This window comes from Microbispora rosea (genome assembly GCF_900156315.1).
In the GTDB taxonomy this organism is placed as follows: Bacteria; Actinomycetota; Actinomycetes; order Streptosporangiales; family Streptosporangiaceae; genus Microbispora; species Microbispora rosea.
In genome coordinates this window covers 549,230-561,477 of record NZ_FTNI01000001.1, presented here as the reverse complement: position 1 = coordinate 561,477, position 12,248 = coordinate 549,230, and the positions used below count along the sequence as shown (strand labels likewise).

At 70.5% G+C, this 12,248-nt stretch carries 13 protein-coding genes and 1 pseudogene; 5 read left to right on the top strand and 9 right to left on the bottom strand.

Features of this window, described 5'->3' with window-relative positions; all coding sequences use genetic code 11:
* Window positions 1-42: 42 nt before the first annotated feature.
* The 5 genes from BXA11_RS02595 to BXA11_RS02575 form a co-directional block, all read right to left on the bottom strand.
* Window positions 43-918 (bottom strand): segregation and condensation protein A, encoded by an 876-nt coding sequence (locus tag BXA11_RS02595; protein ID WP_076432345.1) that lies wholly within the window; start codon window positions 916-918, stop codon window positions 43-45.
* Between the two features lie 28 nt (window positions 919-946).
* The gene (locus BXA11_RS02590) at window positions 947-1,834 is read right to left on the bottom strand and encodes a ParA family protein (protein ID WP_030510038.1); all 888 of its coding nucleotides are present in this window, start codon (window positions 1,832-1,834) and stop codon (window positions 947-949) included.
* Between the two features lie 98 nt (window positions 1,835-1,932).
* Entirely contained in the window at window positions 1,933-2,868 is a 936-nt protein-coding gene (locus BXA11_RS02585; protein WP_231514040.1) for a site-specific tyrosine recombinase XerD, read from the bottom strand.
* A 35-nt stretch (window positions 2,869-2,903) separates the two neighbouring features.
* Window positions 2,904-3,557, bottom strand: a complete 654-nt coding sequence (locus tag BXA11_RS02580; protein ID WP_239104833.1) for an NUDIX domain-containing protein — start codon at window positions 3,555-3,557, stop codon at window positions 2,904-2,906.
* On the bottom strand, window positions 3,554-5,224 hold the full coding sequence (locus BXA11_RS02575; protein ID WP_030510035.1) for a CTP synthase: 1,671 nt from the start codon (window positions 5,222-5,224) through the stop codon (window positions 3,554-3,556). The genes BXA11_RS02580 and BXA11_RS02575 overlap by 4 nt, the downstream gene beginning before the upstream one ends.
* Window positions 5,225-5,380: 156 nt before the next feature.
* Here BXA11_RS02575 and BXA11_RS02570 point away from each other — a divergent pair, with 156 nt between their 5' ends.
* A complete protein-coding gene (locus BXA11_RS02570) occupies window positions 5,381-6,076 on the top strand; it encodes an acyltransferase (protein WP_076432343.1) in 696 nt (231 codons plus the stop codon).
* Window positions 6,077-6,174: 98 nt separating this feature from the next.
* Window positions 6,175-6,753 carry a Uma2 family endonuclease gene (locus BXA11_RS02565; protein WP_083743896.1) on the top strand — a complete coding sequence of 193 codons (579 nt, stop codon included), beginning with the start codon at window positions 6,175-6,177 and terminating at the stop codon, window positions 6,751-6,753.
* A gap of 43 nt (window positions 6,754-6,796) precedes the next feature.
* Here the strand turns inward: BXA11_RS02565 and BXA11_RS02560 are convergent, their stop codons facing one another.
* A complete protein-coding gene (locus BXA11_RS02560) occupies window positions 6,797-7,402 on the bottom strand; it encodes a DUF4126 domain-containing protein (RefSeq protein ID WP_076432339.1) in 606 nt (201 codons plus the stop codon).
* 387 nt (window positions 7,403-7,789) lie between these two features.
* On the opposite strand from BXA11_RS02560, the pseudogene BXA11_RS02555 reads away from it, so the two are divergent.
* Window positions 7,790-8,005 (top strand): annotated as a pseudogene (locus BXA11_RS02555) (endo-1,4-beta-xylanase); the annotation flags it as partial.
* A gap of 135 nt (window positions 8,006-8,140) precedes the next feature.
* Here BXA11_RS02555 and BXA11_RS02550 read toward each other — a convergent pair.
* Window positions 8,141-8,485 (bottom strand): winged helix-turn-helix transcriptional regulator, encoded by a 345-nt coding sequence (locus tag BXA11_RS02550; protein WP_204053489.1) that lies wholly within the window; start codon window positions 8,483-8,485, stop codon window positions 8,141-8,143.
* Between the two features lie 125 nt (window positions 8,486-8,610).
* Between BXA11_RS02550 and BXA11_RS02545 the strand changes: the two genes are divergently transcribed.
* Both BXA11_RS02545 and BXA11_RS02540 read left to right on the top strand, forming a co-directional pair.
* On the top strand, window positions 8,611-9,273 hold the full coding sequence (locus BXA11_RS02545; RefSeq protein WP_076432335.1) for a hydrolase: 663 nt from the start codon (window positions 8,611-8,613) through the stop codon (window positions 9,271-9,273).
* A gap of 17 nt (window positions 9,274-9,290) precedes the next feature.
* Window positions 9,291-10,070, top strand: coding sequence for an MIP/aquaporin family protein (locus BXA11_RS02540; protein WP_083743895.1), 780 nt, complete (start codon window positions 9,291-9,293; stop codon window positions 10,068-10,070).
* A gap of 95 nt (window positions 10,071-10,165) precedes the next feature.
* Here the strand turns inward: BXA11_RS02540 and BXA11_RS43810 are convergent, their stop codons facing one another.
* Both BXA11_RS43810 and BXA11_RS02530 read right to left on the bottom strand, forming a co-directional pair.
* On the bottom strand, window positions 10,166-10,885 hold the full coding sequence (locus BXA11_RS43810; protein ID WP_204053488.1) for a hypothetical protein: 720 nt from the start codon (window positions 10,883-10,885) through the stop codon (window positions 10,166-10,168).
* An 18-nt stretch (window positions 10,886-10,903) separates the two neighbouring features.
* The gene (locus BXA11_RS02530; protein ID WP_083743894.1) at window positions 10,904-12,241 is read right to left on the bottom strand and encodes a sensor histidine kinase; all 1,338 of its coding nucleotides are present in this window, start codon (window positions 12,239-12,241) and stop codon (window positions 10,904-10,906) included.
* Window positions 12,242-12,248 lie beyond the last annotated feature (7 nt).

Below are 12,248 nucleotides of genomic sequence, written 5' to 3'. Positions count from 1 at the left end.
CCCGGTTCGGCGTCCTCGGTCGACGTGGCCGGATGGCCGGCCTCACTCGTCCCCTGCGGCCGCCGCCTCGGCGGGCCGTTCCTCGCGCCGGCCCTCGTCGTAGTCGTCACCGACCGTGACGTCGCCGTCGGCGGTTCCCGTCCAGGTGACGTACAGGTCACCGAGCGGTTCGACCTGTTCGAAGGAGACCGCGGCCTCCCTGAACAGCTCAAGGACGGCCAGGAAGCGGGCGACGATCTCGAACGTCCCCGCGCAGTCGGCGGTCAGCGCCCGGAAGGTCGCCGTGCGCAGCCGCCTCAGCCGCTCGACAAGAATAGCGGCTTGCTCCCTGACGCTGGCCAGCGGTTGGTAGATGTGCGAGACCGACACCGACGGCGGGGCCTTGGGAGTGAAGGCCCGCGCTGCGATCTTCGCGAGCTGCTCGGGCCCGATGCCGAGCACGAGTTCCGGCAGCAGGTCGGCGAAGCGCTTCTCCATCGGGACGGCGCGCGGGAAGCGCAGCGCCTCCTCCGCCATCCGGCCGGCGAAGATCTTCGCGACCTCCTTGTACGCCCGATACTGCAGCAGCCGCGCGAACAGCAGGTCGCGGGCCTCCAGCAGCGCGAGGTCCTCCTCGTCCTCCACCTCTCCGGTGGGCAGCAGCCGGGCCGCCTTGAGGTCGAGGAGGGTCGCCGCGACGAGCAGGAAGTGGCTCGTCTGATCGAGGTCCCACTCCGGGCCCCGCGACCGGATGTACGCGATGAACTCGTCGGTGACCTTGTGCAGGGACACCTCGGTGATGTCCAGCTTGTGCTTGGAGATCAACCCGAGCAGCAGGTCGAACGGCCCCTCGAAGACGTCCAGGTGCACCTGGAAGCCGCTCGGGGCGCTCTCCTCGCTTCCCTGGTCGGTCTCCTGGCCGGTCGTCACACCTGCCATTGTCCCCTACCGTCGCGGCCCGGCGGGCTCAGATGCGGGCGGGCCACCTGGCCAGCAGCTCGCGGGCCAGCTCGCGGTAGGCGGTGGCGCCCATCGAGCCGGGGTCGAACTGCGTGATCGGCTCCCCCGCCAGGGTGGCGTCGGGGAAACGCACCGTCCGGTTGATGACGGTGTGGAACACCTTGTCGCCGAAGCCCTGCATGATCGTCTGCAGCACCTCGCGGGCGTGCAGCGTGCGGGGGTCGTACATGGTGGCGAGCAGGCCGTCGATCTCCAGGTTCTTGTTGAGCCGCTCCTGGACCTTGCCGATCGACTCCATCAGCAGCGCCACGCCGCGCAGCGCGAAGAACTCGCACTCCAGCGGGATCATCACGCTGTGCGCACAGGTCAGCGCGTTGACCGTCAGCAGGCCGAGGGACGGCTGGCAGTCGATCAGACAGATGTCGTAGTGCGGCAGCAGGGGCTCCAGCGCCCGCTGCAGGGCGTATTCCCGCGCGACCTCGTTGACGAGCCGGATCTCCGCGCCCGACAGGAAGATGTTGCTCGGCAGGAGCTGCATGCCCTCGACGGTGGTGTCGATCAGCACGTCCTCGACCGTGACGTCGGGCTCCTCCATGATGAGGTCGTAGACCGTCGCCTCGAGCGGCCGGGGGTCGATACCGAGACCGACCGACAGCGCGCCCTGCGGATCGAAGTCGACGAGCAGCACCCGCTGGCCGACCTCGGCGAGCGCGGCACCCAGGTTGATCGTGGTCGTCGTCTTGCCGACGCCGCCCTTCTGGTTGACCATCGCGACGATGCGCGCGGGTCCGTGCGACTCCGGCGGGGTCGGCTCGGGGAACACCGGACGGGGACGGCCGGTAGGCCCGATCGCACCGGGAGCCCCCACCCACGTCCCCTCTGTGGTCGCAGTCACCTGTTGGTCCTCCCTGACGGCCTTAGAACCTGATCGAATCTAAAGGGTAGGCACGTGGTCGGCAAGGCGGCGCGCCAAAGGCCGCCGAGATGGGCCTTCTAATGCAACGCACGGGGATGCGCCGCCGCGTAGACCTCCCGGAGCTTGTCGACCGTCACAAGGGTGTACACCTGCGTGGTGGTCACCGAGGCGTGGCCGAGCAACTCCTGCACAACCCTAACGTCGGCACCCCCGTCCAGGAGGTGGGTTGCGAACGAATGGCGCAACATGTGCGGCGATACACCGGAAAGTCCGGCTCGTTCCGCCGCCGCCTGCAGCACCTCCCAGGCGCCCTGCCGCGTGAGCCGCCCGCCCCGCGCGTTGAGGAACAGCGCGGGCGTCCCCCGGCCGTGCGCCGCCAGCCGGGGCCTGGCCCTGACCAGGTACGCGTCGAGCGCCTGGCGGGCGAAGCGGCCGAGCGGCACGATCCTGGCCCGCCCGCCCTTGCCGCGCAGCCGCACCTGGTCCTGGTCCCCGTCGTGGTCATAGTCCTCGTGAGCCGACCCCGTGGGCACATCGTCCACCGCCAGCCCCACGGCCTCCGAGATCCGGGCGCCCGTGCCGTACAGGACCTCCAGCAGCGCGCGGTTGCGCAGGGCCAGCGGCGAGTCCTCCGGGCCGCAGGCCGCGATCAGCCGCTCGACCTCCGCGACGGTGATCGCCTTCGGGAGCCGCCGGAGCTGGCGCGGCGGGCGCACCTCGTGCGCGGGGTCGTGGCCGGCCACGCCCTCACGCAGGGCGAAGCGGTGCAGCCCGCGTACGGCCGACACGGCGCGGGCGGCCGAGCTGGCCACCAGCGCCGGGTGGTCCTCGTCGCCCTCCCGCAGCGCGGCGAGGAAGGCGACCACATCCGACTCGGCGACCTGCGCGAACGTCTCGAGCCCGCGCGCCCGGAGATGCTCGACGTATCGGCGCAGGTCGCGCCGGTAGGAGGCGAGCGTGTTGGCAGACAGCCCCCGCTCCACCGCCAGGTGGGCGAGGTAGCTGGACAGCACCGCCTCGGGCTCGCTCAGGACGTCTCCCTACGGGATCATGCCTCCGGCGCGTCGGCGGGACGAAGGCCCTTGAACCCGTCGGCGGAAGCAGCGTATGCGGCGAGGATACCGGCGACCGCAGGAGAATTGTGGATCATTCCGCTCAGGGCCTTGTCGACCGCCGCGCCCAGCGGAATCCAGACCGCCGGCATGTCGGTCTCCTCGTGGTGGCGCACGTACGTGTTCTCCTCGTCGGGGATCGGCTCCAGGTCGCGGGCCAGGAAGACCCGGATCCGCTCGTCCGACATGCCCGGGGAGGTACGCAGGTCGACCAGCGTGTGCCACGTACGCGCCCGGTAGGCGGCCTCCTCGGCGAGCTCGCGCGCCGCACACTCGACCAGCGGTTCGCCCGGCACGTCGCGGATGCCGGCCGGCAGCTCCCACAGCAGGCGCCGCGCCGGATGCCGATACTGGCGGATCAGCAGCACCCGGTCCTCGTCGTCGAGGGCGAGCACCGCGACCGAGCCGGGGTGGACGACGTAGTCGCGGTCGGCGGTCACCCCGCCCGGCATCTCCACCGTGTCGGTGCGCACGCTGATGATCCGCCCGGCGAAGCGCTCGGCGGAGGCGACGACGTTCCAGTGCTCTTCGGTGTCCTCGACGTTCACGGTGCTCTCCGCCGTGTTCTCCGCCGTGTTCTCCGCCGTCACTTGGCCCGCCCCGCCTTCGCCACGTTCTCGCGCCGGCCCGCGTACTCCAGGGCGGCCCCGACCAGCCCCTTGAACAGCGGATGCGACCGGGTCGGGCGGGAACGGAACTCCGGGTGGGCCTGGGTGCCGATGAAGAACGGGTGCTGGTCGGTGGCGAGCTCGGCATACTCGACGAGGCGGCCGTCGGGCGACAGGCCGGAGAACACCATGCCGACCTTCTCCAGCCGCTCCCGGTAGGAGTTGTTCACCTCGTAGCGGTGCCGGTGGCGCTCCTCCACCTTGGCCTTGCCGTACAGGCGGCGGGCCAGCGAGCCGTCCACGAGCTTGGCCGGGTAGAGGCCGAGCCGCATGGTGCCGCCCATGTCGCGCTCACCGGCGACGACGTCCTTCTGGTCGGCCATCGTGGAGATGACCGGGTTGACGGTCTCGGAGTCGAACTCGGTGCTGTCGGCGTCCTCGATCCCGGCCAGGTTGCGGGCCGCGTCGATGACGATGCACTGCATGCCGAGGCAGATGCCGAGCAGCGGGACGCGCTGCTCACGCGCGTGCCGTACGGCGCCGACCTTGCCCTCGATGCCGCGCACGCCGAAGCCGCCGGGGATCAGCACGCCGTCGACGCCGTCCAGCTCGCGGGCCGCGCCCTCGGGGGTCTCGCAGTCGTCGCTCTTGACCCAGCGGATGTTCACGCGCGCGTCGTTGGCGAAGCCGCCCGCGCGCAGCGCCTCGGTGACCGACAGGTACGCGTCCGGCAGGTCGATGTACTTGCCGACCAGCGCGATCGTGACCTCCTTGGCGGGCCGGTGGACCCGCCGCAGGAGCTGGTCCCACTCGGTCCACTCCACGTCGCGGAACGGCAGGCCGAGCCGGCGCACCACGTACGCGTCGAGTCCCTCGGCGTGCAGGACCTTCGGGATGTCGTAGATCGAGGCGGCGTCGACGGCGGAGACCACGGCGTCCTCGTCCACGTCGCACATCAGGCTGATCTTGCGCTTGAGCGAGGTCGTGATCGGCCGGTCCGAGCGGCAGACGATCGCGTCGGGCTGGATGCCGATGCTGCGCAGCGCGGCGACCGAGTGCTGCGTGGGCTTGGTCTTCAGCTCCCCGCTCGGGCCGATGTACGGCAGCAGGGAGACGTGCAGGAAGAAGACGTTGTCGCGGCCGACCTCGTGGCGGACCTGCCGGACGGCCTCCAGGAACGGCAGCGACTCGATGTCGCCGACCGTGCCGCCGACCTCGGTGATGACCACGTCGACGTCCGGGCCCGCCATACCGCGGATGCGGTCCTTGATCTCGTTGGTGATGTGCGGGATGACCTGGACGGTGTCGCCCAGGTACTCGCCGCGCCGCTCCTTGGCGATCACGTTCGAGTAGACCTGGCCGGTGGTGACGTTGGCGGAGCCGTGCAGTTCCGTGTCGAGGAAGCGCTCGTAGTGGCCGATGTCGAGGTCCGTCTCGGCCCCGTCGTCGGTGACGAACACCTCGCCGTGCTGGAAGGGGTTCATCGTGCCGGGGTCGACGTTCAGGTAGGGGTCGAGCTTCTGCATGGTGACGCGGAGGCCGCGAAGCTTGAGGAGGCGGCCGAGGCTGGAGGCCGTGAGTCCCTTGCCGAGACTGGAGGCGACGCCGCCGGTGACGAACAGATGCTTGGTTTGTGCGGCGCTGCGCAAGAAGAGCTCCCGTGGTCGATGTCGATCCGGCCGTCCGGATTGGACGCCGCGATGCCCACGGGCTCTCAGAATATCAAACGTCCGGCAACATTGGGCTTGCCACGTGCACTAACCCGCCATAGCGAACAAGCCGACCTAACGGTAACTTGTCGCGTTATGTCGTTCGTGAAGCGCGCCGTCGGCCGTCTGGTCCACCGGGGGTGGACCTACGTGCGGGAGGCCGCGGCGATCAGCCCGGCCGCCCCGGGCGGCTACCGGTTCCACAGCATGGGCGAGGGAGTATGCCTGTCCTTCCCCCAGGGCGCCATCTTCGGCGAACAGTGGATCGAGATCGGCCCGCACACGCTCGTCGGGGAGCGGGTGTCGATCTCGGCGGGCATGGGCCCCGGAGTGGACCTCGGGCCCGGCACGGTCGTACGGATCGGCCGGGGCTGCTCGATCGGCAGGGGCAGCCACATCGTCGGCCACCAGTCCATCGACATCGGCGACGACGTCTTCACCGGCCCCTACGTCTACATCACCGACCAGAACCACGTGTACGACGATCCCGAGACGCCCATCGGGCGGCAGTGGCCGCGCAACAAGCCCGTCTCCATCGGCTCGGGATCGTGGATCGGCACCGGGGCGATCATCCTGCCGGGGACGCGCATCGGCCGCCAGTCGGTGGTCGCCGGCGGCGCCGTCGTACGCGGAGAGTTCCCCGACCACTCGGTCATCGCCGGGGTCCCCGCCAAGGTCGTCCGACGGCACTCCCCCGACCTCGGCTGGCACAGCCCCTCGGCCGCCCGCCTCACCTCTCCCCTGCCCACCGACCCCCGCGCCCGGCCCGAACACGAGTCACGTACGGCCTAGCCGAACGCCGGCGCCCGCCCGCGCTTCGAACGACCACGACTACCGTTCGTGGCAGGATTGTCATGTCGAGTAATCACCCTAGGGAGAGGAGGGAGCGGATGACCGCGGCTTTCCCCGAGTGGTTCTATCCCGGTCCGCCGGGCGGATGGACCGCCGACATGCTCGACCATCTTCCCCCCGACGCCCCCGCACACGTCGAGCTGATCGATGGGTCCCTCATCATGATGTCCCCGCAGACCGCATTCCACATGTTCGTGCTGAGGCTCTTGGAGAGAGAACTCTCGCCTCCCCAGGGCCTGTGCGTCGTGCGCGAGATGAGTGTCACCCTGGGTCTGCGGCAGCGGCCCGAACCCGACCTCATGATCGTCGATCGCCGCGCTCTGCCCGACCTCAAAACGACGTCCTTCAGACCGGAGGACGTCCACCTCGTCGTCGAGGTGGTGTCTCCCGAGTCGGCGGACAGGGACAGGGTGACGAAGCCGATCAAGTATTCCAGTGCCGGCATCAAATACCTCTGGCGGATCGAGCCTGAGGACGAGCAGGCGGTCGCGTACACGTTCGAGCTGGAGCCGAGCGTCAAGGCGTACGTGCCGACGGGCATCCACCGCAAGCGCCTCACGACCTACGTCGGCTTCGAGGTGGACATCGACCTGGACCTGAGCCGCTTCCTCGACTGATCCGGGCTGAAGAGCACCGGCCACAGGAAGGGTGACCGGCGGGTCAGCCGGGCGGCGCGGCCGCGCGGGCGCGACGGGCCGCCCGGTAACGCCGCACCCTGCGGATGAGCCGCCAGGCCACGAACGCCAGCACGGCCAGCGCCGCCACCACCAGGACGGGCAGGAAGATCGCGATCAGGCTCATGCCGAGCGAACCCACGTCCTCGACCGTGCTGACGACCGGCGCGCCCACGCCCGCCGTGGTGGCGTTCACCACCGGCCGCGCCGAAGCCTTGATCACGTGTACGGCGAGGGCGACCGCGATCCCCAGCAGCCAGCCGACCGCCGGATGCTCGGCCATCCACGCCGAATTGTCGACCTGCGCCGCGGCCGCCGTGGCGCTGAAGACGACCCCGCCCGACGCGGGCCGCACCGCCGTCTGGATCATGTCGTTGACGTGGTCGACCACCGGCACCTTGTCGAGGACGAACTCGGCGACCAGCAGCACGGCGACGATCGCGAGAACCCAGGTGTCTGACAGCCAGGCGTACTCGGCCGGCAGTCGCACGGCGTCGGTGAGCCGCGCGAGCACGCCGACGAGCAGCAACGGGATGTACGCGTTGAGCCCGGCCGCGGTCGACAGTCCGAGCCCGGTGAGCGCCGCGAACATCAGCACCTCCTCCGCGGGACGATCCCGCCTTTCCGTCAACGGACGGCCCCGGCGTCGTGTCCCCGGCCACTACCGCGAATCGGGCTCGCGACACCCGCGAGCATGCGAGGACGACGCCACCACCGTGGCCGACGACGGCCGGCGGGCGGCGGTCTGTGGCATTGGGCGGCGGAGTACGGCACCGCTTCGGTGCCGACCGGCGTGCCGCCGCTGACCGCGGATGCCGGACGCTGATCCTCGACATCGGACGCTCCGCGTGCGTGCCTCGATCAGCACCCGGAGCCCCGTGGAGTCGCAGAAGTCGAGACCGCTTCCCCTCTACGAGCGCGGAGGCCCGAGCCCCGGTGACGCGCTGGACGGCCCTGCGATAGCGGCCGCGAGACGCAGGGCGTCTACAACATGGTCAAGGACTTCAAGTCGCGCGGCGTGCCGGTCGACTGCAACGGCTTCCAGCCGCACTTCAACGGCGGCAGCGCCTGCAACAGCAACCACCGCACGACCCTGGCCGCTCTCGGGGTCGACGTTCGAATCACCGAACCGGACGTCCAGAGCGCCTCGGCCACGACGTACGCCAACATCGTCAACGACTGCCTGGCCGTCCCCCGATGTAACGGTTCCCCGGCCGACCCGGCCGTGACCTGCACCAGCCCCTGCTATCCGAATACTGAAGCGGGAAGTCGCCGAGCCCGGCACCTCGTCGAGACGACGGGAGTGCCGGACTCGGCCCGTGTCAGGGGGTCAGCGGACCGGGTCCGTCTCCCCGTCGACCGGCAGCCACGTCTCGGCCCAGACGGACAGTTCCCGTACGGCGGCCTCCAGGGCGCGACCCTTGTCCGTGAGCCGGTACTCGATGGTCACGGGAGTGGTCGGGAGCACGACGCGCTCGACGACGCCCTCGCTCTCGAAGCGCTTGAGCCGTTCCGAGAGCAGCTTGTCGGTGATGTCGGGGATGGCGTCGCTGATCTGCCGGAAGCGGGTGGCCCCCCGGAGCAGCTCGCGCAGGATCACCCCGGCCCACCGGCGGCCGATCATCTCAACGGCCTGGTGGTAACGAGGGCAGAAGTCAGGCTCGTATGTGGACACGCAGGCAGCTTACCAATGGATAGCGACTTGCGCATTAGCACCGGCTCGCGCTAGCTTCTCGGAAGGCGCCATCTAATAGATAGTTGCTATCCCTTCGTACCCCTACTGCGTGAAGAGGTATCCCCATGGCCACCACCGCCACCCCGCAGGACCTGCCCGACAGCGCGATCGCCAACCTGTTCACCCCTCAGGACACCGCTCTCCTCCTCGTCGACCACCAGCCCCAGATGATCTTCGGGGCGCGCAGCGCCGACCCGCAGAGCCTGGTCAACAACGTGACCGCCCTGGCCAAGATGGCCAAGGTGTTCAACCTCCCCACGGTGCTCACGTCCATCGCGGCCGACACCTTCTCCGGACCGCTGATCCCGGAGATCACCCGCGTCTTCCCGGACATCGAGGTCATCGACCGCTCCCACATCAACGCCTGGCAGGACGGGGCGTTCCGGGCCGCGGTGGAGGCCACCGGCCGGCGCCGCCTGATCATCGCCGGTCTGTGGACCGAGGTCTGCCTGGCCTTCCCCGCGTTGTCCGCGACCGAGGCGGGGTACGAGGTCTTCGCCGTCATCGACTCCTCTGCGGGCTCCAGCACCGCGGCGCACGACGCCGCGATCATCCGGATGACCCAGAAGGGCGTCGTTCCCGTCAGCACCGCGAGCGTGCTGTCGGAGCTGCAGCGGGACTGGGCGCGGGTGGAGACGTACGACGCCGTCAACGCCATCGTCAGGGACCACATGGGTGCCTGGGGGCAGGGCGTCAACTACGTCAGCGCGGGCTTCGTCAAGAAGTGACCCCTACAGCCCAGCTGGTGCGACGCCCCCTGCGGGAGCGGGGCGTCGCGCCGGCGGCGGGCACGATCGCGGTGAACAGCGGGCTGGAGTTCGTGTTGACGTTCGCGGTGCTGTTCGCGGTGACGACGATCACTCGCTGGGTCATGGGGCCCTCGCCCATCGCCCACGCTGTTCCGGGGATCCACCTGCGGCTGCTGCTCGTCGGCGCCTGCGTGGGTCCGCTGCTGACAGGGCTCATCCTCAGCCGGCCGGGGAAGGTCTCGGGAGCGCACACCAACCCGGCGATCACCCTCGCCATGTGGCGCCTCGGTGTCTTCCCCGGCGCGGCCGTGCTGCCGTACATCGCGGCGCAGCTGGCCGGGTCGGCGCTGGGCGTCCTCGCGGCGCGCGCGGTGTGGGGCCCGGTGGTCGGGCGGCCGTCGGTGGCGTACGCCGTGCTGCGGCCGGGCCCCGGCTGGTCGGACGCCGAGCTGTTCGCGGCCGAGGCCGTCAGCATGGGTGTCGTCGTCGCCCTCGTCGGCATGTTCCTGCGGAAACCCCGGCTGGTGCCGTTCGTGCCCTGGCTGGTCGGGCTTCTGGTCGGTACGGCGATCGCCTGCCTGGGCAACGTTACGGGCGGATCGGTCAATCCGGCGCGGCAGTTCGGGCCGGCGATCGTCTCCGGTCACCTCGATTTCCTGTGGGTCTACCTTCTCGCGCCCATGGCCGGGGCGGTGATCGCCGCCGCCGTTCTCACCCGCGTCGGCGACCACCGTGATGAACGCACGGCCGTGGACCGCGACCCGGAGATCGAATGATCGGCGCGCAGGATCGCTGCGGCTGAATGACGTTGCCGTCGCCGTCGTCGAAGGCCCACGCGGTGGGCCGGCAAAGTTCGACGCCCCGAGGCGCGTCAGCCCGGCGCGGCGGCGAGTTCGTCGATCGCCGCGGCGACGTCCTCCGCGCGGGCGCCGCGCTTCACCAGCGCGCCCAGGCGCTGCGCCTGCTCTGTCGTGGGCAGGAAACCGGCCAGCATGACAGGCAGGAGCAGGCGTCTGGCGAGCATCTCGGGGGCGGAGATGCCCTCGGGACGCCGCACCACCGAGACGTTCACCCGGATCGCGTGCTCGTTGCCCGGTGGCACTCCGGGACGGTCGGTCTCCCTGGCGACGTAACGCAGGCCGTGTGCCACGTCGCAGCGCGGGCACCCCGCCCTGCGTCCCAGCGGGCCGCCGCACTGGTCGCAGGTCAGGCGGTCGAGCGCGGCATCGACCACGCGCCAGTCATGCCGGTCCGGCTCGTCGGCCACCATCTCGGCGATCGTCCGCTCCTCGGTGGGCGTGACACGGTCGCCGAACTCGCGCAGAAGGAAGTCCCGCCAGCCCTCTTCCACGATGGCGTCGACCAGCTCCGCGCATCGCCGGCAAACGGGGGCGCCGCCGTACTCCCAGCCGCCACAGGACGGGCACCGCCGCGGCGGCCCGCCCACCGTGGATCGCATGATCACCTCCCGCGGGGGACGCCTCCGCACGTCCGGCACATCGGCCGGGTCGTCGCCGGGGACCTTGTGGGCGATGACCCGCGTGGCGACGTCACCCCCGGAGAAGGGCAGACCTCCGCTCCCGGCCGTCACCCGACGCGGTCGCCTTGCTCATGGGCCGATTCTGGCGGAGGGCCGGCGCGCGAACCAGACGTTTTTCCTGGGCTTGGCGGCGGTCTTCCCGGGCGCGGTGGGCCATTCCGCCAGGGCTCCCGCCGTCCCCGCCAGTGGCAGCATCAGCACGAAACGGGCGCCTACCGGCGAGTCCTCGATCCGCAGGGTGCCGTTGTGGGCGCGGGCGATGTCGCGAGAGATGGCGAGGCCGAGGCCGCTGCCGCCGGAATCCAGGCGACGCCCCTCGTCCAGGCGAACGAAAAGTTCGAAGACCCGCTCGCGGTCCGCCGGAGGGATGCCCGCCCCGTCGTCGGTGACCGTCACGACAGCCTGGCCGCCGACGGAGTCGACCGTCACCGTGACGGCGCTGACCGCGTGCCGCTGCGCGTTGCTCAGGAGGTTGCCGACCACTCGGGCCAGCCGGATCCGCGAGCCGCGGACTCGCACGTCGCCGGCCGCCTCAACGCGCACCGGCACCCCGGGGGCCAGGGCCGACACCTCCTCCGTCACCAGCGCGCCGAGCTCTATCAGCTCCGGCGCCGCCGTGTCGGCGCCGCGCAGCCGGGTCAGCACCAACAGGTCGTCGACGATCGCCTCGAGGCGGCCGGTGGCCCGCAAGGCTCCCTGGATGGTGTCACGTGGGTCGACGTCGTCGGGATAGAGGAGAGCCTCCTCCAATCGCGCCCGCAGGCCGGCGATCGGCGTCCTGAGCTCATGGGAGGTGGTGGAGGCGAACTGGCGCTCCCGCTCGACCGAGCGCAGGGTCCGGCTCATCGCCACCCACGTCATCCAGGCCACCGAAATCAAGATCAGGACGCCGCCCGCCGCGATGGCGTACTCCAGATTGTGCGTGGCCAGGAGGGGCGGCTCGGCCGTGCCTGCGTAGACGACCGGCGAGTCGGGCGCGGGGGTGACCCGATTGGCCATGAGCATGACGCACTGGTCCTGCGCGGAGCACTCCATGCGCTTTTGCAGGCGATCGTCTGCTGGAGGCCGCAGCGTGCTGAGCGGCGGCATGCCCGCGGCCTGAGGGCTGGAGTCGACGACCCTGCCGCGGGCGTCCACGAGCTGGACGAGGGTGATGTCGGTGGGGGCGGGGATCGGATTCGGCACGGCGCCGTTGCGCGCCGCCGCGCTCCATCGTGCGGCGATCTGCTCGGCGGAGAAGAAGACGTCGTTCTGGATCCTGTAGCGGATCGCCAGATCGAGGCCGACGCCCCCCACGACCAGAGCCAGCAGCAAGAGCGCTGCCGCGGCGATCGTGGAGCGGGCTTTTATGGAGTGCGGGTTCACATCCGGTTTTCCCTCCCTGGTTCCGGCGATGGTTTCCGTCATGGGACGA